Origin of the sequence: Clavibacter lycopersici (assembly GCF_003576405.1) — a bacterium.
In the GTDB taxonomy this organism is placed as follows: domain Bacteria; phylum Actinomycetota; class Actinomycetes; order Actinomycetales; family Microbacteriaceae; genus Clavibacter; species Clavibacter lycopersici.
Genome location: NZ_QWGT01000034.1, coordinates 1 through 16,745 on the forward strand (window position 1 = coordinate 1; position 16,745 = coordinate 16,745).

The following is a 16,745-nucleotide window of genomic DNA, read 5'->3' on the forward strand; positions in this document are numbered from 1 at the left end:
GCGCGCCTCGCGCTCGCGGTCGTCGCGCTCGCGGGCCTCGGCGACCCGTGCCTCGGACTCGCGCCGCTCGCGCTCGCGCGCGTCGTGGTCCTCGTCGACGGGGGCGGCGAACGCCGTCTGGTCGAAGCTCGTGGTGTCGGAGTGCGCGGAGCCGGTGCCGCGGTCGGCGGGGCCGTCGTCGAAGGCGGCGGCGGCGCGCTCGTCCGGGGTGCGGGGGTCGAGCGGCTGGTCGGCCTCGTCGGGCTGTCGGTGCGGGGCGGGCCTGTCGTCGGTCATGCCCCGAACCTACCTCGGCGTCGCCCGACGGCCCGGGCGGCGTGCCGGGGAGCGCCGAGATGACCGCGAGCGGCTAGAAGGGCTCGAGGAGCCGCTGCAGGAACCGGCGCGTGCGCTCCTCGGCGGGGTGCTGCAGGACCTGCGACGGGTGCCCGCGCTCGACGACCACGCCGCCGTCCATGAACACGACCTCGTCGGCCACCTGCCGGGCGAAGGCGAGCTCGTGCGTGACGATCACCATGGTCCATGCCTCGTCGGCGAGCTCCTTGATGACGCTCAGCACCTCGCCCACGAGCTCGGGATCGAGCGCCGAGGTCGGCTCGTCGAAGAGCAGGATCTGCGGCCGGAGCGCCAGCGCGCGCACGATCCCCACGCGCTGCTGCTGGCCGCCGGACAGCTGGAAGGGGTGCTGGTCGCGCTTGTCGGCGAGGCCCACGCGGGCGAGGAGCTCCTCGGCCTCCCGGGTCGCCTCGGCGACGGGTCGCCGCTGCACCTGCACCGGGCCCTCGATGACGTTCTCCAGCACGGTCTTGTGCGGGAAGAGGTTGTACTGCTGGAAGACCATCGCCGAGCGGTCGCGCAGGGCGAGCAGCTCGCGGTGGCGCGGCTTCGCGGCGAAGTCCACGCGGAGGGGTCCGGTCGTGCCGGCACGCGAGTCGGCGTCGGCCGCGGCCACCTCGACCACGCCGGCCTCGGGCACCTCGAGCCCGTTGAGGGAGCGGAGGACGGTGGTCTTGCCGGATCCGCTCGGGCCGATGAGCGCGGTGACGCCGCCGCGGAGGACCTCGAGGTCGATGGAGCGGAGGACCTCGTTGTCGCCGAACGACTTGCGGAGGCCGCGGACGGTGAGGACGGGCTCGCCGGGCGTGCGCGGGCCGGCGACGGGTGCGGGATCAGTGGGCGACATACCGGTCGAGCCTCCTCTCGAGGCGGGTCTGCGCGAACGAGAGCACGAGGCAGACGAGCCAGTAGATCAGGGCCGCCTCGAGGTACAGCAGCATGTACTCGAAGGTCGACGACGCGATGAGCTGCGCCTGCTTGAAGAGCTCGGTCACGAGGATCACGGAGGCGAGGGACGTGTCCTTCACGAGGCTGATGAACGTGTTCGACAGCGGCGGCACCGACACGCGGGCGGCCTGCGGCACGATGATGCGGCGCAGCGTCAGCGCTCGCGACATGCCGATGGTGTGGCCCGCCTCCCACTGCCCGCGCGGCACCGAGAGGATCGACGCGCGGATGATCTCCGCCGCGTACCCGCCGACGTTGACCGACAGCGCGATCACCGCGCTCGGCCACGGGGGCAGGACGACGCCGATGGAGGGCAGGCCGTAGAAGATCACGAACAGCTGCACCAGGAGCGGGGTCCCGCGCACCACCGAGATGTAGAAGCGCGCGATGCCCGACACGAGCCGGTTGCCGTAGAGGCGCATGAGCGCGAGGCCCAGCGCGATGGCGAGGCCCAGCGCGAACGTGACGAGGGCGAGCGGGATGGTGCCGCGGATCGTCTCGAGCGCGAGCGGCCCGAAGGACGACCAGAACAGGTCCCACTCCCTCGACATGCGTTCCCCTCGTCTCGTCCTCGTCCGTCAGCGTACGCGGCGGGCTACTGCGTCACGTCCGCGCCGAAGTACTCCTCGGAGATCGAGGCGAGCGTGCCGTCGGCGCGGAGGTCGGCGAGGGCCTGGTCGACCGCGGCCACGAGGTCGTCGCTGCCCTTGCGGAAGACGAGCGCGCTGAGCGACGGGTCGTCGGTCTCGGCGGCCACCTGCAGGTCGGAGTCGCCCTGCTGCTTCTGGTAGTCGAGGAGCGTGAGGCGGTCGTTGATCGTCGCGTCGACGCGGCCCTGCTGGAGGAGCGTCACGGCCTGGGCGAAGCCCTCGACGGCCTCGACCCTGGCCCCGCTCTGGGTGGCGAGCTCGTTCCAGTTGCTCGTGAGCGACTGGGCCGTGGTCTTGCCGGCGAGGTCGGCGAAGGAGGAGATGCCCGAGTCGGAGCCCTTGACGATGATCACGCCGGGCGAGACCGTGTACGGCTCCGAGAAGTCGTAGACCGCCTTGCGCTCGTCCGTGATGGAGATCTGGTTGGCGATGACGTCCCAGCGACCGGCCTCGAGGCCCGCGAAGATGCCGTCGAACTGCGTCTCCTCGAAGACCGGCTCCACGCCGAGCTTCCCGGCGACCGCGGTCGCGACCTCGACGTCGTAGCCCGTGAGGGCGCCGGAGCCGGATCCCTCGTGGAAGGAGAACGGCGAGTACGTGCCCTCGGTGCCGATGACGAGCTCGCCCTCGGCCTGCACATCGGAGAGGCTCGTCGCCGCGGCGGGGGTGCCGGACGCGTCGGGCGCGGATCCGCTGCCCGCGTCGCCCGAGGCGCAGCCCGCGAGGCCGAGGGCGGCGACGGCCAGGACGCCGGTGAGGGCGAGGGAGGGACGGAGGCGGGAGCTGAGCGTCATGGGGGTCCTTGCGGTCATGGCGGATCCCCGGGAGCGGGATCGCCTCGTGCGGATGCTGTGTGCGCGGTGCTGCGGCGCCCGAGCCCGGAACCGTCCGGGCGCGCCGACCGCCATGGTCTCAACGCCATCGCCGTGTCGGTATTCCCATGTCGCCGCATGACGGGGCCGGCGCACGCACGGGCGTGCCCGGCGGCTAGAAGAGCGGCTCCGGATCCGTGCCGTCACGGCCGTCGGGCACCGGCCCGATCTCGCCCTCGAGCTGGAGGAGCCGCAGGTTCACGAAGCGGTCGAGGGCCTGCCGGATGACGGGAGCGAGCGGGGCGAGCTCACGCGCCATCGCGTCGTCCACCACCTCCTGGATCTCCTCCTCGCGCTCCCCGTAGTCGACGAAGGCGGGCATGCCGAAGGGGTGCTCCCGGTAGACCGGCCCGCGCGTCTCGCGGTACAGGCTCTCCCGGGCGTCGCGGGCGGCCTCGGCCCGAGCCACCTCGAGCGCGGCGACGAGCGGGTGGATCGCCGTGTGAGGCGCATCCCGCGGGATGGCCTCGTGGTCGGTGAACGGCGAGTCGTCGCAGGCGGGGCAGGATCCGGATCCGCTGCCCGACGCGGTCGGGCTCTCGGACGCGTAGCGCAGCGCGTGCGCCCGCCACGCCAGGACCACGTCCTCCAGCATCCGCACGACGCCTCCTCGCATCCCCGCGCGTCGGCCGCCGCCGGGTCCCGCCCACTGTATCGCCGTGAGGGCGCCCGATCCCCCGGGCGCCGGCGGGCGCCGCCGAGACGCCCCGGGGACGAGGAAGGGCCCCGCCGGAGCGGGGCCCTTCTCATCGTGCGCTCACGCGCCGGCGTGCCTAGTTGTAGGTGCCGGGCGTGTAGTCGTCCGAGCTGAAGCTGTCGAAGTCGACGAAGCTCAGGTCGGACTCGTTGAACACCGACTCATCCGTGAAGATGCGGTTCGGGTAGCGCTCGGCCTTGGCCTCCTCCGTCGCGGTGACGGTGACGTCGCGGTACTTCGCGAGCCCCGTCCCGGCCGGGATCAGCTTGCCGATGATGACGTTCTCCTTGAGGCCCATCAGCGGGTCGGACTTGCCCTCCATGGCGGCCTGCGTGAGCACGCGGGTCGTCTCCTGGAAGGACGCGGCCGACAGCCACGACTCGGTCGCGAGCGAGGCCTTGGTGATGCCCATGACCTCCTGGCGGGCGGAGGCGGTCTTCTTGCCCTCCGTCAGCGTGGCGCGGTTGACCTCGTTGTAGCGGGCCCGGTCGACCAGCTCACCGGGGAGGAGGTCCGTGTCGCCGTGCTCGACGACCGTGACCTTGCGCAGCATCTGCCGCACGATGACCTCGATGTGCTTGTCGTGGATCGGGACGCCCTGCGAGCGGTAGACGCCCTGGACACCGCCCACGAGGTGCTTCTGCACCTCGCGCACGCCCTTGACCCGGAGGACCTCCTTCGGGTCGATGGCGCCGACGTGCAGCTGCTGCCCGAGCTCGACGTGCTGGCCGTCCTCGACGAGGAGGGTGGCCCGCTTGAGCACCGGGTAGATGTGCGGCTCGTCGCCGTTGTCCGGGGTCAGGATCACCTTGCGGCTGCGATCCGTGTCCTCGATCGTGATGCGACCGGCGGCCTCCGCGATGGGCGACGCACCCTTGGGGGTGCGGGCCTCGAAGAGCTCCTGCACGCGAGGGAGACCCTGCGTGATGTCGTCCGCCGATGCCACACCACCGGTGTGGAAGGTGCGCATCGTGAGCTGCGTGCCGGGCTCGCCGATCGACTGGGCCGCGATGATTCCCACGGCCTCGCCGATGTCGACGAGCTTGCCCGTGGCGAGCGAGCGGCCGTAGCAGGCCGCGCACACGCCGACGGCGGACTCGCAGGTCAGGACCGAGCGCACCTTGATCTCGTGCACGCCGGCAGCGATCAGGTGGTCGATCATGACGTCGCCGACGTCGCTGCCCGCGGGGGCGACGACCTCCCCGGCCTCGTTGACCGCGTCGGCGGCCAGCGAGCGGGCGTACACCGAGTTCTCCACGTTGGAGTCGCGGACGGACGAGCCGTCAGCGGCCTTCGTGGCGATCGGCAGGTCGAGACCACGGCTGGTGCCGCAGTCGTCCTCGCGGATGATGACGTCCTGCGACACGTCCACCAGACGACGGGTGAGGTACCCGGAGTCGGCGGTGCGCAGCGCGGTGTCGGCCAGTCCCTTGCGAGCGCCGTGGGTGGAGATGAAGTACTCCGCCACCGTCAGGCCCTCGCGGTACGAGTGGACGATCGGGCGGGGGATGATCTCGCCCTTCGGGTTCGACACGAGGCCGCGCATGCCGGCGATCTGGCGGACCTGCATCCAGTTGCCTCGTGCCCCGGAGGACACCATGCGGTTGATGTTGTTGTCGGCGGGGAGGTTGTCCTCCATCGCCTTCGCGACCTCGGCGGTGGCCTTGTTCCAGATCTCGATGAGCTCCTGACGACGCTCGGCGTTCGTCGTGAGTCCCTTCTCGAACTGGCCCTGGACCTTGGCGGCCTGCTTCTCGTAGCCCGACAGGATGGCCGCCTTGGTGGGCGGGGTCAGCACGTCGGAGAGGGCGACCGTGACGCCGGAGCGCGTGGCCCAGTAGAAGCCCGCGTCCTTGATCCGGTCGAGCGCTGCCGCGACCTCGACCTTGGGGTACCGCTCGGCGAGGTCGTTGACGATCTCGGAGAGCTTGCCCTTGTCGGCGACGGCCTCGATGTAGGGGTAGTCGACCGGCAGGGTCTCGTTGAACAACGCGCGACCGAGGGTGGTCTCGAGCAGCACGGGGCCGACGGTCTTGCCCTTCTCGTCGAGCTCGACGCCCTCGGGCGCCTCGCCCTCGCCGAAGTAGATGTCGTGCAGGCGGATGCGCACCTTGGCGTTGAGGTCCAGCGAGAGCTGGTCCTTCGCCAGGATGGCCTCGGCCACCGAGCTGAACGCGCGACCCTCACCGGCGACGCCCTCCTTGAGGGTGGTCAGGTGGTGCAGGCCGATGATCATGTCCTGCGTGGGCAGGGTGACCGGGCGTCCGTCCGACGGCTTGAGGATGTTGTTCGAGGCGAGCATCAGGATGCGCGCCTCGGCCTGGGCCTCGACCGACAGGGGCAGGTGGACGGCCATCTGGTCGCCGTCGAAGTCCGCGTTGAACGCGGCGCAGACGAGCGGGTGCAGCTGGATCGCCTTGCCCTCCACGAGCTGGGGCTCGAACGCCTGGATGCCCAGACGGTGGAGCGTGGGCGCGCGGTTGAGCAGCACGGGGCGCTCGCGGATGATCTCCTCGAGCACGTCCCAGACCTGCCCGCGGCTGCGCTCGACCATGCGCTTGGCGGCCTTGATGTTCTGGGCGTGGCTCAGGTCGATCAGGCGCTTGATGACGAACGGCTTGAACAGCTCGAGCGCCATCTGCTTGGGCAGACCGCACTGGTGCAGCTTGAGCTGCGGTCCGACGATGATGACCGAACGGCCCGAGTAGTCCACGCGCTTGCCGAGCAGGTTCTGGCGGAACCGGCCCTGCTTGCCCTTCAGCATGTCGCTGAGGGACTTGAGCGCGCGGTTGCCGGTGCCCGTGACGGGACGACCGCGGCGGCCGTTGTCGAAGAGCGCGTCGACGGCCTCCTGCAGCATGCGCTTCTCGTTGTTGACGATGATCTCGGGGGCGCCGAGATCCAGCAGACGACGGAGGCGGTTGTTGCGGTTGATCACGCGGCGGTACAGGTCGTTCAGGTCGCTGGTGGCGAAGCGGCCGCCGTCGAGCTGCACCATCGGGCGCAGCTCAGGCGGGATGACCGGGACGACCTGCAGCACCATCGCGGCCGGCGAGTTGCCGGTCGCGAGGAAGGAGCTGACGACGCGCAGGCGCTTGATGGCGCGGATCTTCTTCTGGCCCTTGCCGGTGGCGATCTGCTCGCGGAGCAGCTCCCCCTCGGCCTCGAGGTCGAAGGCCTCCAGGCGCTTCTGGATCGCCTCGGCGCCCATGTGGGCCTCGAAGTAGATGCCGAAGCGGTCCTGCAGCTCGTGGAAGACGGCGTCCTCGGGCTTGAGCTCGCCGACCTTGAGGCTGCGGAACTCCTCCCAGACGCGCTCGAGACGGGAGATGTCCTCGTCGAACGCCTTGCGCGTCTGACCCATCTCCTTCTCGGCGCCGTCCTTCGCGCGGCGCTTCTGGTCGCTCTTGGCGCCCTCGGCCTCCAGCGCGGCCAGGTCGGTCTCGAGACGCCCGAGGCGCTCGGCGATCTGGCTGTCGCGCTGGTCCTGCAGGGTCTTGATCTCGAGCCGGAGCTCGTTCTCGAGGCCCGGCATGTCCTCGTGGCGAGCGTCCTCGTCCACGCTGATCACCATGTAGGCGGCGAAGTAGATGACCTTCTCGAGGTCCTTCGGCGCCATGTCGAGCAGGTAGCCGAGGCGCGACGGGACGCCCTTGAAGTACCAGATGTGCGTGACGGGCGCGGCGAGCTCGATGTGGCCCATGCGCTCGCGGCGGACCGCGGACTTGGTGACCTCGACGCCGCAGCGCTCGCAGACGATGCCCTTGAAGCGCACCCGCTTGTACTTGCCGCAGGAGCACTCCCAGTCGCGGCTGGGTCCGAAGATCTGCTCTCCGAAGAGGCCGTCCTTCTCGGGCTTCAGCGTGCGGTAGTTGATGGTCTCGGGCTTCTTGACCTCACCGTGCGACCAGCGGCGGATGTCGTCGGCCGTGGCCAGGCCGATCCGCAGCTCATCGAAAGTTGTTACGTCGAGCAATTTTCCTTCTCTCCTTGGAAAGCTTCGAGTCGAAAGTCTTGAGCGGGCTTAGATGTCGTCGATGCTGGACGACTCGAAGCGGGTGGAGATGTTGATGCCGAGCTCCTCCGCCGCGCGGAAGACCTCGTCATCCGTGTCGCGCAGGCTGACCGCCTGGCCGTCGGCCGAGAGGACCTCGACGTTCAGGCAGAGGGACTGCATCTCCTTGATCAGGACCTTGAAGGACTCGGGGATACCCGGTTCCTGGATGTTCTCGCCCTTGACGATGGCCTCGTACACCTTCACGCGGCCGAGGATGTCGTCCGACTTGATGGTGAGGAGCTCCTGCAGCGCGTACGCGGCGCCGTAGGCCTCGAGCGCCCAGACCTCCATCTCGCCGAACCGCTGGCCGCCGAACTGGGCCTTACCGCCCAGGGGCTGCTGCGTGATCATCGAGTAGGGACCCGTCGAGCGCGCGTGGATCTTGTCGTCCACCAGGTGGTGCAGCTTCAGGATGTACATGTAGCCGACCGAGACGGGCTCGGGGAACGGCTCGCCGGAGCGGCCGTCGAACAGGCGCGTCTTGCCGCTGGACCCGATGAGGCGGTCGCCGTCGCGGGTGACCGTCGTCGAGTCGAGCAGGCCGGCGATCTCCTCCTCGAGCGCTCCGTCGAACACCGGGGTGGCGACCTTCGTGCCGGCCGGGGCCTGGCGCGCGTGATCCGGCAGGCGCTCGGCCCACTTGGGCTTGCCCTCGACCTCCCAGCCCTGCTTGGCGATCCACCCGAGGTGGGTCTCCAGGACCTGGCCGAAGTTCATGCGGCCGGGGATGCCGAGCGGGTTGAGGATGACGTCGACCGGGGTCCCGTCGGCGAGGAACGGCATGTCCTCGACCGGCAGGATCTTGGAGATGACGCCCTTGTTGCCGTGACGGCCGGCGAGCTTGTCGCCCTCGGTGATCTTGCGCTTCTGCGCGATGAACACCACGACGCGCTGGTTGACGCCGGAGCCGAGCTCGTCGTCGCCGTCCTGCGAGTCGAAGACCTTGACGCCGATGATCGTGCCCTGCTCGCCGTGGGGCACCTTCAGGGACGTGTCGCGGACCTCGCGGCTCTTCTCGTTGAAGATCGCGCGCAGCAGGCGCTCCTCGGCGCTGAGCTCGGTCTCGCCCTTCGGCGTGACCTTGCCCACGAGGATGTCGCCGGGGCGGACCTCGGCGCCGATGCGGATGATGCCGCGCTCGTCGAGGTCGGCGAGCAGCTCCGGGCTGACGTTGGGGAGGTCACGGGTGATCTCCTCCTTGCCCAGCTTGGTGTCGCGCGCGTCGACCTCGTACTCCTCGATGTGGATGGAGGAGAGGGTGTCGTCCTTGACCAGGTTCTGGCTCAGGATGATCGCGTCCTCGAAGTTGTGGCCCTCCCACGGCATGAACGCGACGAGCAGGTTCTTGCCGAGCGCGAGCTCGCCGTTCTCCGTGGCGGGGCCGTCGGCGATGACCTCGCCGGCCTCGATGCGGTCGCCGGCCGAGACCAGGACGCGGTGGTTGTAGCTCGTGCCCTGGTTGGAGCGGTCGAACTTGCGCAGGTAGTAGGTCTGCGTGCCGCCCTCGTCGAGCTGGATGGTGACGACCTCGGCCGACACCTCCTGCACGACACCCGAGGCGTCGGCGGTGAGGACGTCGCCGGCGTCGATCGCCGCGTAGCCCTCCATGCCGGTGCCGACGAGCGGGCTCTCGCTGCGCAGCAGCGGGACGGCCTGACGCTGCATGTTCGCGCCCATGAGGGCCCGGTTCGCGTCGTCGTGCTCGAGGAACGGGATGAGCGAGGTCGCGACCGACACCATCTGGCGCGGGGAGACGTCCATGTAGTGGACGTTCTCCTTCGCGACCAGCTCCACCTCACCGCCCTTGGGGCGGACGAGGACGCGGTCCTCCGCGAAGCGGAAGTCCTTCGTGAGGGGCGCGTTGGCCTGGGCGACGAGGAACTCGTCCTCCTCGCTGGCCGTGAGGTAGTCGATCGTGTCCGTGACCACGCCGTCGACGACGCGCCGGTACGGGGTCTCGATGAAGCCGAACGAGTTGATGCGGGCGAACGACGCCAGCGAGCCGATCAGGCCGATGTTCGGGCCTTCCGGGGTCTCGATGGGGCACATGCGGCCGTAGTGCGACGGGTGGACGTCGCGGACCTCGACGCCGGCGCGCTCACGGGACAGACCACCCGGGCCGAGCGCCGAGAGACGGCGCTTGTGGGTGAGACCCGCGAGCGGGTTGTTCTGGTCCATGAACTGCGACAGCTGGCTCGTGCCGAAGAACTCCTTGATCGCGGCGACGACGGGGCGCACGTTGATCAGGGTCTGCGGCGTGATGGCCTCGATGTCCTGCGTGGTCATGCGCTCGCGGACGACGCGCTCCATGCGGGAGAGGCCGGTGCGCACCTGGTTCTGGATGAGCTCGCCGACCGCGCGGATGCGGCGGTTGCCGAAGTGGTCGATGTCGTCCACGTCGAGGCGCAGCTCGACGGGCTTGCCGTCGCGCGTGCCGTTCATCTTCGTCTCGTTCGCGTGCAGCGAGACGAGGTACTTGATGGTCGCGAGGATGTCCTCGACCGTGAGCACCGAGTCGGTGAGCTGCTTGTCGATGCCGAGCTTGCGGTTGATCTTGTAGCGACCCACCTTCGCCAGGTCGTAGCGCTTCGGGTTGAAGTAGAAGTTGTCCAGCAGCGCGCGGGCGGCCTCGGCGGCGACCTGCTCGCCGGGACGGAGCTTCCGGTAGATGTCCTTGAGGGCCTCCTCCTTGGTGAGGATGGAGTCCTTCTCGAGCGTGAGCTCGATGGACGCGACGCCCTTGAACTCCTCGAGGATCTGCTCGCTGGTGAGGCCGAGGGCCTTCAGGAACACGGTGACCGACTGCTTGCGCTTGCGGTCGATGCGCACGCCGACCTGGTCGCGCTTGTCGATCTCGAACTCGAGCCAGGCGCCGCGCGACGGGATGACTCGGGCGGAGTAGATGTCCTTGTCGGAGGTCTTCTCCTGCTGGCGCTCGAAGTACACGCCGGGCGAGCGGACGAGCTGGGACACGACGACACGCTCGGTGCCGTTGATGATGAACGTGCCCTTCTCCGTCATGAGGGGGAAGTCGCCCATGAAGACCGTCTGGGTCTTGATCTCACCCGTGAGGTGGTTCATGAACTCGGCCTCGACGTAGAGGGGAGCGGAGTAGGTCTTGCCGCGCTCCTTGCACTCGTCGATGGAGTACTTCTGCTCCTCGAGGTACGGGTTCGTGAACCCGAGCTGCATGGTCTCGCCCAGGTCCTCGATGGGGGAGATCTCCTCGAAGATCTCCTCGAGGCCGGAGTTGAGCGCCAGGTCGGTGCGACCCTGTGCGGTGCCCTCCTCGACGCGCTTCTTCCACGCGTCCGAGCCGACGAGCCAGTCGAAGCTCTCGGTCTGCAGGGCGAGGAGGTCGGGGACGGTGAGGGTGTCAGTGATCTTCGCGAACGAGAGCCGCGATGCGTCGCGACCGTTCTGGGGAGTGGGAGTTGCGTTGCGCGCAGCAGCCAAGGAAATTACCTCCGTGGGCCCCGTCGGGCTCCGATGTCGTCGATACGCCGAGACCGACCCGGGACGTGACCCTGGCCGATCCTGATGGAGTTGCTCGCCACACCTCGCGGGATGGGCTCGGGATGGACCCGAGCGCACACGATGACCGACCGCAATATGAAGGCAAAAGGGAGTGGGAGCGCAAAGGATCACCATACGGGTCGCGACGCGCCATGTCCAGCGGGTTCTTGCATCCCCGGCGTGTCTCGGTGTATAACGTCCGGTCGCCCTCTCGGACGGACCCCTCGCGCGCGTAGCCTTCCCGGCATGAGCGCACCCTGGCACGTGTCCCCCGGCGGCCCCTCGCACGTGCACGTGGCGGGCGACGTGGAGATCCGGAAGGCCTCCGTCGGGTCGATGGACAACGACGCGTACCTCCTCACCGACCTCGACTCCGGCGAGCGCCTGCTCGTCGACGCGGCGGCCGACGTCGACCGGCTGCTGGCGCTCGTGGCGGAGCCGGAACCCGTGGGCCGCCTCGCCGTCGTCGTCACCAGCCACGGGCACGCGGATCACCACGGCGCGCTCGCGGCCGTGCTCGACGCCACCGACGCGTCGTCCGCCGTGGGCGAGGCCGACGCGGCCGACCTGCCCGTCGACGCCGACCGGCGCCTCGCGGACGGCGACGCGGTGACGTTCGGCGGCGTCACGCTCGAGGCCGTCGCCCTCCGCGGCCACACGCCGGGGAGCGTCGCGCTCGTGCTCCAGCCGGGCGACGGCAGCACGCACCTCCTCACGGGCGACTCGCTCTTCCCGGGCGGGGTCGGGAACACGCAGGGCGACGCGGATCGCTTCCGGCAGCTGATGGACGACGTGGAGGAGCGGATCTTCGCGCGCTTCCCCGACGACGCGCACGTGCACCCCGGCCACGGCGACTCGACGACGCTCGGCGCGGAGCGCGGATCCCTCGCCGCCTGGCGCGCCCGCGGCTGGTGACGGGACGCCCGGCGCCCGGGCCCGCCCGCATGGCGGACGCCTAGGCTGAGGAGATGCCCGAGCACCCGTCGACCGTCCTGTCCCTGAGCGGGCACCGGGCCGTCATCGAGCCCGACCGGTTCGTGCCGGGCGCGTACCAGCTCGTGGTCGACGGCACGCCCCAGTCGCACGTGAACATGGACGACCCGGGCGAGCTGTTCTTCGAGTACGTGCAGCGCATGGGCCACGTCATCGACCTCATCGGCGATCCCGGCCAGCCGATCACCGCGCTGCACCTCGGCGCCGGCGCCCTCACCATCCCGCGGTACGTCGAGGCGACCCGGCCCGGATCCCGCCAGCAGGTCATCGAGCTCGAGCAGGACCTCGTGGACCTCGTGCGCGAGCACCTGCCCTGGTCGCGGAAGGCCTCCATCCGGCTGCGCTACGGCGACGCGCGCGAGGTGCTGGGCCGGCTGCCGCAGGGGCTCCGCGGATCCGTCGACCTCGTCGTGACGGACGTCTTCAGCGGCGCCCGCACGCCCGCCCACATCACGAGCCGCGAGTTCCACGCGGAGGCCGCCGCGTTCCTCGCGCCCGGCGGGATCATGACGGTCAACGTCGCCGACGGCCACGGGCTCGCGTTCGCGCGCGGGCAGGCGGCGACGATCCAGGACGTGCTGCCGCACGTGGCCGCGCTCGCCGAGACGCAGGTCCTCAAGGGCCGGCGCTTCGGCAACGTCGTGTTCGCGGCGTCCGCGACCCCGCTGCCGCTCGACTTCGTGCCGCGCCTGCTCGCGGGCGGCCCGCATCCCGCCAAGGTCGTCGAGGGCCGCGAGCTCGCCGACTTCATCGCGGGCGCGTCCGTCGTCACCGACGCCACGGCCGTCCCGTCCCCGTCCCCCGCCCGCAGCATCTTCCAGACGAGGCCCTGACCGCCTCCCGGGCGCCGACGCCCGCCGATCCACCGGAGTCCCCATGAACCGCCGCTCCCGCACCCGCCCGGCGCGCATCGCCGCGCTCGGCTTCGCCGCCCTCGTCGCGCTCACGGGCTGCACCAACGACGACGGGTCGCCCGTGGACGTGGGCGCCACCGAGCCGCCCGCCCCCTCCCCCACCAGCACGGACGCCGGCCCGGCGGGCGTCGCGCCGTCCGGGACGCCGGCCGCCCTCGCGTCCGACCTCGTCTCGCCGTGGTCCGTCGCGGAGCTGCCGGGCGGATCGCTCCTCGTGAGCGAGCGCGACACGTCGCGCATCGTCGAGGTGCTCGGCGACGGCACCACACGGGTCGCGGGCACGATCGCGGGCGTGGGGCCGCAGGGCGAGGGCGGGCTGCTCGGCATCGCGGTGCGCGAGGCCGACGGCGGCACGCAGCTCTACGCGTACTTCACGAGCTCCACGGACAACCGCATCGTCCGCATGGACGTGACGGGCGAGCCGGGCTCGTTCGGGCTCGGCGCGCCCGAGGACGTCGTGACGGGGATCCCCCGCGACACCACGCACAACGGCGGCCGGATCGCGTTCGGCCCCGACGGCATGCTCTACGCGACCACGGGCGACGCGAACCTCCGCGACGCGGCGCAGGACCCGATCTCGCTCGCGGGCAAGATCCTCCGCCTCACGCCCGACGGGCAGGGGCCCGAGGACAACCCGACGCCGGGATCGCCCGTCTACTCGCTCGGGCACCGCAACCCGCAGGGCATCGCGTGGGACGCCGAGGGGAACCTCTGGGCGGCGGAGTTCGGGCAGGACACCTGGGACGAGCTGAACCTCATCGAGCCGGGCGGTAACTACGGCTGGCCGGTCGTGGAGGGCGCGAGCGACGACGCCGCATCCGACGCGTACATCGACCCGGTGCGGCAGTGGGGCACCGACGAGGCGAGCCCGAGCGGCATCGCGGTCGTCGGCGACACGATCTTCATGGCGGGCCTCGGCGGCGAGCGCCTCTGGGTGATCCGGCCGGGCGCCGTGGTCACCGACCCCATCCCCGACGACCGCGTGACCGAGTTCTACACGCGCGAGTTCGGGCGGATCCGGGACGTGCAGGCCGCCCCCGACGGGTCGCTGCGGATGCTCACCGGCAACACCGACGGCCGCGGCACGCCGCGCGAGGGCGACGACAAGCTGCTCCGGGTCGAGCTCATGCCGATCCAGGCGGGATAATCTCTTCCTCGTGACAGGCACCGCGATCATCATCGGCTACGACAGGGACACCCTCCGGGAGAAGGTGGACCTGCGGGCGGCCGGCGAGCGCCTGGACGAGCTGGAGGCCCTCCGGAGCCTCTCCGCCATCACCGAGAAGGTCGCGCTGCTGCGCATGCTCGGCCGCCTCGACGAGGCGTGGGACATGGCGAACGCGGCCGTCCGCCAGGCGCGCTTCACGGGCGACCGGGAGACGCTGCTCGCGTGCCGCATCCGCCGCGCGCAGGTGCAGCAGTACCAGGGCAAGCTCGACATCGCGCTCCAGGACCTCGGCGGCTGCGTCGACGAGGCCCGCGCGCACGAGTGGCACGCGCTGGAGGCGTTCGCCCTGCAGCACCGGGGCAAGGTGCACTTCGACCGCGGCGACTACCGCCTCGCGCTCGGCGACTTCGAGGACGCCTACACGCTGCGCACACGCGAGGGCCTGCCGAGCGACCAGCTGGAGAGCTCGGCGCTCGCGATCGACGTCGCCAAGGAGCGCATCGCCGCCCAGCCCGCGTGATGGGCCCGCTCGCGTCCCGGTCGGCGGCGCTCGGCCGTGGCTGACCTCGCGCGCGTGCGGATCTGGGCCGACGCCCTGATCGCGCTGCACCTGGATCCCTCGTGGACCTTCGCGTTCGACCACGCCCGCACGCGCGCCGGCGCCTGCCACTACGGCGAGAAGCGGATCACCGTCTCCCGGCACCTGGCCGGCCGGTTCGAGGACGACGAGATCCACCAGGTGCTGCTGCACGAGGTCGCGCACGCGCTCGCCGGATCCCGCGCCGGGCACGGACCGAGGTGGAAGAAGACGGCCGCCGACCTCGGCTACGAGGGCTCGCGGCTGCACTCCGGCGCCGTCGCGGAGGAGCTCGCGCCCTGGGTGGGCGCGTGCCCGGCCGGCCACGCGCACTTCCGCTACCGGAAGCCCACCCGCCCGCTCGCGTGCGGGCTCTGCTCGAAGCGGTTCGACGCCGCGCACCTCATCGCGTGGACGAAGCGCGATGTGCCGTCGGGCGCCGCCGCGGCCGGTCGCGCCCCCGGCCGCCGCGAGGGCGCCGCGTGAGCCGGGCGCCGGGATCCGAGCGGCCGACGGGCCAGTGGATCACCGACCCCGACGGGCTCCGCTGGTTCCTCGACACGGGCGCCGTGAGCCTCGACCTCGCCTACACGGGCGCGCTCGGGGATCCGGAGCCGCGCGAGACGCTGCCCGACGCGGCCGCGCTCGGCGCGTGGTTGAGCGAGCACCTGGCGCCCGTGTCCGAGCCGGGCGAGCGCGACCTCGCGGACGCCCGCACGCTCCGGCAGGCCATCGGGGACATCGCGGCGGCCATCGCGGACGGCGCGGAACCGGTGCCGCGCGACGTCGACGTGCTGAACCTGTACGCGGCGACCCCCGACCTCCCGCCCGCGCTCGGCGGCGGATCCCGCCAGGCGGGCCGCGCCCTCGCCCGGCCCGCGCAGGCGCTCGCGTCGGCGGCGCGCGACGCGGTGGTGGTCTTCGGGGCCGGGTCCGAGCGGATCCACCGCTGCTCCGCCGACGACTGCACCGTGCTCTACCTCGACACGACGCGTTCGGGCACCCGGCGCTGGTGCTCGATGCGGCGCTGCGGCAACCGCGCGAAGGTGCGCGCCCACCGCGCCAGGCAGCTGCGGGAGCGGCGGACGGGGATCCCGGCGCGCGTGGCGCCCGTGCGCATCGCGGCGGCGCCCGCCGCCGGGGACGACGACGGCCCGGGAGCCTGAGCCCCCGGGCCGTGCGTGCGGATCCGCGTCACTCGCCGACGCGGACCTCCTTCCAGAACGCGACGTAGCCGCTGTAGTCCTTGCCCACGCGGTCGAACGACGACGGGATGGGCGTCGGGTACGACCAGGCGCGGTCCTGCAGCACGGTCTCGCCGTCCTTCACGGAGTAGTACTGCGTGTCGCCCTTCCACGGGCAGTGGTACGGCGTGGCGGTCTCGGCGAGGAGCGACATGTCGACGCTCTGCGGCGGGAAGTACCAGTTGCCCTCGATCTCGATGAGCTCGTCCTTCGGGGCCTCCGCGACGGTGACGCCGTTGATGGTTGCCTTCATGTGATGACCTTCCGGTTGCGTGGCGTCGTCACGGGTGCGGCGCCTGGTGCACAGGGGAACACGCGCTCCTGGGCGGCCATTCCGGGAGGACGGCGACCGGATCCCGCGGGGATCGCCCGCGGGCTCAGGCGTCGCGGTGGAGGCGGTGCACGACCACGTCGGCGGGGCCCGTCGCGAGCGCCTCGGCGACGAGCCCGTCGTGGCCCGCGGCGTCGAGCCGGCGGGCGGAGACGCTGGCGGTGACCAGGTGCCCGACAGCCGGGCGGAGCTGCTGGTACGCGGCGCACGCGACGGCGGCCTCGGGCGACGTCGCGTCGATCCCCAGGGCGGCCAGCGCGTCGACCACGGCGCCCGCGGCGAGGTGGTCCTCGGCGCAGGCGCGCCAGGATCCGTCGGCCTCCACGGTGCCCGCGGCCACGACGGCCACGTACGCGCGGCGGCCGAGCGCGGCCTGGAGGGCGAGGATCCAGTCGGCGACGGCGGGCGCGTCCGCGAGCCCGGCGCTCACGACGGCGGGGCG

General features: G+C 71.3%; 14 protein-coding genes and 1 pseudogene. 6 read left to right on the forward strand and 9 right to left on the reverse strand.

Translation table 11 applies throughout. The features are described from left to right. The 7 genes and pseudogenes from DZG00_RS04125 to rpoB form a co-directional block, all read right to left on the reverse strand. Window positions 1-276, reverse strand: a pseudogene (locus DZG00_RS04125) (hypothetical protein); the annotation flags it as partial. 73 nt (window positions 277-349) lie between these two features. Further along, on the reverse strand, window positions 350-1,183 hold the full coding sequence (locus DZG00_RS04130; protein WP_119383025.1) for an amino acid ABC transporter ATP-binding protein: 834 nt from the start codon (window positions 1,181-1,183) through the stop codon (window positions 350-352). Next, window positions 1,170-1,835: an amino acid ABC transporter permease gene (locus DZG00_RS04135; RefSeq protein ID WP_012039316.1), complete on the reverse strand. Its 666-nt coding sequence runs from the start codon at window positions 1,833-1,835 to the stop codon at window positions 1,170-1,172. Before DZG00_RS04135 ends, DZG00_RS04130 begins: the two co-directional genes overlap by 14 nt. A gap of 44 nt (window positions 1,836-1,879) precedes the next feature. Then, window positions 1,880-2,728 carry an amino acid ABC transporter substrate-binding protein gene (locus DZG00_RS04140; RefSeq protein ID WP_119455405.1) on the reverse strand — a complete coding sequence of 283 codons (849 nt, stop codon included), beginning with the start codon at window positions 2,726-2,728 and terminating at the stop codon, window positions 1,880-1,882. 193 nt (window positions 2,729-2,921) lie between these two features. Next, a complete protein-coding gene (locus DZG00_RS04145) occupies window positions 2,922-3,401 on the reverse strand; it encodes a hypothetical protein (RefSeq protein WP_233549061.1) in 480 nt (159 codons plus the stop codon). Window positions 3,402-3,579: 178 nt separating this feature from the next. Further along, window positions 3,580-7,479, reverse strand: coding sequence for a DNA-directed RNA polymerase subunit beta' (locus tag DZG00_RS04150; protein WP_119382073.1), 3,900 nt, complete (start codon window positions 7,477-7,479; stop codon window positions 3,580-3,582). A 48-nt stretch (window positions 7,480-7,527) separates the two neighbouring features. Beyond that, window positions 7,528-11,016, reverse strand: a complete 3,489-nt coding sequence (gene rpoB, locus DZG00_RS04155) for a DNA-directed RNA polymerase subunit beta (RefSeq protein WP_015491202.1) — start codon at window positions 11,014-11,016, stop codon at window positions 7,528-7,530. A gap of 306 nt (window positions 11,017-11,322) precedes the next feature. Here rpoB and DZG00_RS04160 point away from each other — a divergent pair, with 306 nt between their 5' ends. From DZG00_RS04160 to DZG00_RS04185, 6 genes are read left to right on the forward strand one after another with little or no spacing between them, the layout of a single operon-like run. Then, on the forward strand, window positions 11,323-11,991 hold the full coding sequence (locus DZG00_RS04160; RefSeq protein ID WP_119382438.1) for an MBL fold metallo-hydrolase: 669 nt from the start codon (window positions 11,323-11,325) through the stop codon (window positions 11,989-11,991). A gap of 53 nt (window positions 11,992-12,044) precedes the next feature. Beyond that, window positions 12,045-12,902 (forward strand): spermidine synthase, encoded by an 858-nt coding sequence (locus tag DZG00_RS04165; RefSeq protein WP_119382439.1) that lies wholly within the window; start codon window positions 12,045-12,047, stop codon window positions 12,900-12,902. Window positions 12,903-12,945: 43 nt separating this feature from the next. Next, window positions 12,946-14,130 (forward strand): PQQ-dependent sugar dehydrogenase, encoded by a 1,185-nt coding sequence (locus DZG00_RS04170; protein WP_119382440.1) that lies wholly within the window; start codon window positions 12,946-12,948, stop codon window positions 14,128-14,130. 10 nt (window positions 14,131-14,140) lie between these two features. Further along, entirely contained in the window at window positions 14,141-14,671 is a 531-nt protein-coding gene (locus DZG00_RS04175) for a hypothetical protein (protein ID WP_119382441.1), read from the forward strand. 36 nt (window positions 14,672-14,707) lie between these two features. Continuing rightward, the gene (locus tag DZG00_RS04180; protein ID WP_119382442.1) at window positions 14,708-15,214 is read left to right on the forward strand and encodes a SprT-like domain-containing protein; all 507 of its coding nucleotides are present in this window, start codon (window positions 14,708-14,710) and stop codon (window positions 15,212-15,214) included. Then, entirely contained in the window at window positions 15,211-15,894 is a 684-nt protein-coding gene (locus DZG00_RS04185) for a CGNR zinc finger domain-containing protein (protein WP_119455406.1), read from the forward strand. The genes DZG00_RS04180 and DZG00_RS04185 overlap by 4 nt, the downstream gene beginning before the upstream one ends. 28 nt (window positions 15,895-15,922) lie before the next feature. Here DZG00_RS04185 and DZG00_RS04190 read toward each other — a convergent pair whose 3' ends face one another. Beyond that, on the reverse strand, window positions 15,923-16,279 hold the full coding sequence (locus tag DZG00_RS04190; protein WP_511171594.1) for a DUF427 domain-containing protein: 357 nt from the start codon (window positions 16,277-16,279) through the stop codon (window positions 15,923-15,925). 70 nt (window positions 16,280-16,349) lie between these two features. Then, on the reverse strand, window positions 16,350-16,745 hold a 396-nt coding region (locus DZG00_RS04195; protein ID WP_119455407.1), incomplete at its 5' end, for a 2-phosphosulfolactate phosphatase.

Coding starts and splice junctions, on each gene's coding strand:
- DZG00_RS04130 (WP_119383025.1), bottom strand. CDS start 1,183: ATGTCGCCCACTGATCCCGCACCCGTCGCCGGCCCGCGCACGCCCGGC.
- DZG00_RS04135 (WP_012039316.1), bottom strand. CDS start 1,835: ATGTCGAGGGAGTGGGACCTGTTCTGGTCGTCCTTCGGGCCGCTCGCG.
- DZG00_RS04140 (WP_119455405.1), bottom strand. CDS start 2,728: ATGACGCTCAGCTCCCGCCTCCGTCCCTCCCTCGCCCTCACCGGCGTC.
- DZG00_RS04145 (WP_233549061.1), bottom strand. CDS start 3,401: ATGCTGGAGGACGTGGTCCTGGCGTGGCGGGCGCACGCGCTGCGCTAC.
- DZG00_RS04160 (WP_119382438.1), top strand. CDS start 11,323: ATGAGCGCACCCTGGCACGTGTCCCCCGGCGGCCCCTCGCACGTGCAC.
- DZG00_RS04165 (WP_119382439.1), top strand. CDS start 12,045: ATGCCCGAGCACCCGTCGACCGTCCTGTCCCTGAGCGGGCACCGGGCC.
- DZG00_RS04170 (WP_119382440.1), top strand. CDS start 12,946: ATGAACCGCCGCTCCCGCACCCGCCCGGCGCGCATCGCCGCGCTCGGC.